Source organism: Bradyrhizobium sp. (assembly GCF_019244115.1).
GTDB lineage: Bacteria > Pseudomonadota > Alphaproteobacteria > Rhizobiales > Xanthobacteraceae > Bradyrhizobium.
Map to the genome: position 1 here is coordinate 1 of NZ_JAFATE010000380.1, position 2,287 is coordinate 2,287.

Annotated in this window: 2 protein-coding genes; one reads left to right on the plus strand and one right to left on the minus strand. The window is 67.2% G+C overall.

From position 1 onward, the window contains the following. Positions 1 to 1,329 (plus strand): CHASE2 domain-containing protein (locus tag JOZ76_RS16730; RefSeq protein ID WP_291699856.1); only part of this gene is annotated, 1,329 nt, incomplete at its 5' end. Here JOZ76_RS16730 and JOZ76_RS16735 read toward each other — a convergent pair. After that, positions 1,324 to 2,287, minus strand: a 964-nt coding sequence (locus JOZ76_RS16735) for a threonine ammonia-lyase (protein ID WP_291699858.1), incomplete at its 5' end; no start/stop codon positions are given. The genes JOZ76_RS16730 and JOZ76_RS16735 overlap by 6 nt on opposite strands.

Here is a 2,287-nt window from a genome sequence, read left to right on the forward strand (position 1 = left end):
CCGGTCGCGATCCCGATGCTGTTCCGGAGCGATGACGGGCTTGCGATGTCATTTCCGCTGCGTGTCGCCGCGCTGGCGACCGGCGCCGAGCCGTTGATCGAGCCGGAGCGCCTGGTGCTTGGCGGGCTTTCGATTCCGACCGATGCCGATCACGCCCTGCCGATTGCCTTCTATGGGCCGCGCCGGACCATCCGGACCATCGGTGCCGATGCGTTGCTGTCCGGCGAGGCCGATCCTGCTGCCATTCAGGACCGGATCGTCGTGATCGGCATGACCGTGATCGGCGTGGGCGATATCTTTCCGACCCCGTTCGAATCTTTGCCCGGCGTCGAAGTGATGGCGACGGCCATCACCCATCTGATGGCCGGCGACGTCGTCCTGCGTGATCGAACGGTGCGAACCGTCGACGGGCTCGTCGCCGCGCTGCTGCCCATGATGCTCGTGGCGCTGCTCGCGTGGCGTCGCAGCGTTGCAGGGCTGCTTGCGGCCGCCTCTCTCGTCGTGATCTGGATCGGCGCGAGCACCCTTGCATTCTCGTCCGGCATCTGGCTCAGCGCCGCGCTGCCGATCGCCGCCACCGCCCCTCCGGTCATCCTGTTCGGCGCCGTCCAGCTTCTGTCCGGCCGACGACGTGCGCAGTACTTTGCGAAGAGAAGCCAGCTGCTCGAGGAATTTCAGGCGCCGGTAATCCAGCAATGGCTGACGGCCAACCCCAAGTTTCTGGTTGAGCCTGTTCGCCAGAACGCGGCGATCGTGTTCATCGACCTCTCCGGCTTCACCTCGCTCAGCGAGGCACTCGGGCCCGACCGCGTCCGTGAGCTCTTGAAGGAGTTTCACGCGCTGGTCGACAGGGAGGTGACAGCCTGCGGCGGCATGATCACGAGTTTTCTCGGCGACGGCGCCATGATTCTGTTCGGCCTGCCGGAGCCGGCCTCACATGACGCCGCCAAGGCCGCGGAGTGCGCGGCGCACCTTTGCATCGGTGCCGCGCGCTGGCTGGCCGCGCAGCCTCAATCCCTCGGCGCAAAGCTCGGATTCAAGGTCGGCGCGCATTACGGGACCATCGTCGCGTCCCGCCTCGGCGGCATGAGCCATCACCACATCACCGCGACCGGCGATACGGTGAACGTGGCAAGCCGCCTGATGGAGGTCGCGGCCGGCCATGGCGCCGAACTCGCCGTCAGCGACGAGCTGCTGCGCGCAGCCGGACGCGATTGCGCGATGTACGAAGAGGGCGAGCTGACCGGCCCGCATGACACCCCGATCCGCGGGCGGTCCGGCTCGCTCGCGATCTGGCTGTGGCGGAGCCCGCGCCCTCCGCCCTCATAGGCGGACCTTGAACCCGGCGGCGTCGAGCCGCGCCATGACCTCGTCAAGATGCGCCTTGTCGCGTGTCTCGATCACGAGCTCCAGCAGGGTCGCTTTTGCCGGCAGGTCGGAGAAGGTACGCTGGTGCGAGACCTCGATGATGTTGGCTCCCGCCTCCGCAAGCAGGCTCGCGACCGCCGCGAGCCGGCCGGGACGATCCGGGATGTCGATGGCGAGTTGCGTCAGGCGGCCCTCGCGGGCGAGCTCGCGGGTGAGAACGGAAGCAATCAACCGCGTATCGATATTGCCGCCGCTCAGCACCAGGCCGACATTGCGGCCGCGATAGCGATCCGGTGCAGCCAAAACTGCGCCAAGGGCCGCAGCGCCGGCGCCCTCGACCACGGTCTTCTCGATCGCGATCAGCGTCGCGACCGCCCGCTCGATCTGGTCCTCCGTCACAAGCGCGATATCGTCGACCAGCTTGCGGATGATCTCGGTCGTGATCCGGCCGGGCGCCTTGACGGCGATGCCTTCGGCGAGCGTGTCGCCGCGCATCGGCCGCTGCCCGCCGGTAATGGCGTTGTACATCGAAGGATAAAGCTCCGCCTGAACCCCGACGATGCGCAGCTCGGGCCTCAGCGATCTTGCCGCAATGGCCATGCCGGAGATGAGCCCGCCGCCGCCGATCGGAACCACCAACGTGTCGAGCTCCGGCGCCATTTCGAGCATTTCGAGCGCGACCGTGCCGTTGCCCGCCATGATCAGGGAATCATCATAGGGATGAACCAGCGTCAGTCCCTGCGCTTTGGCACGTTCGCGCGCGAACGCACCGGCTTCCTCCAGCGTCTGGCCGGAGATGATGACCTCCGCGTCGTGCCGCCGCGTGTTCTCGACCTTCACCATCGGCGTGCCCAGGGGCATCACGATGGTGGCGGGAATGCCCAATCGCCTGGCGTGATAGGCGACGCCCTGCGCATGA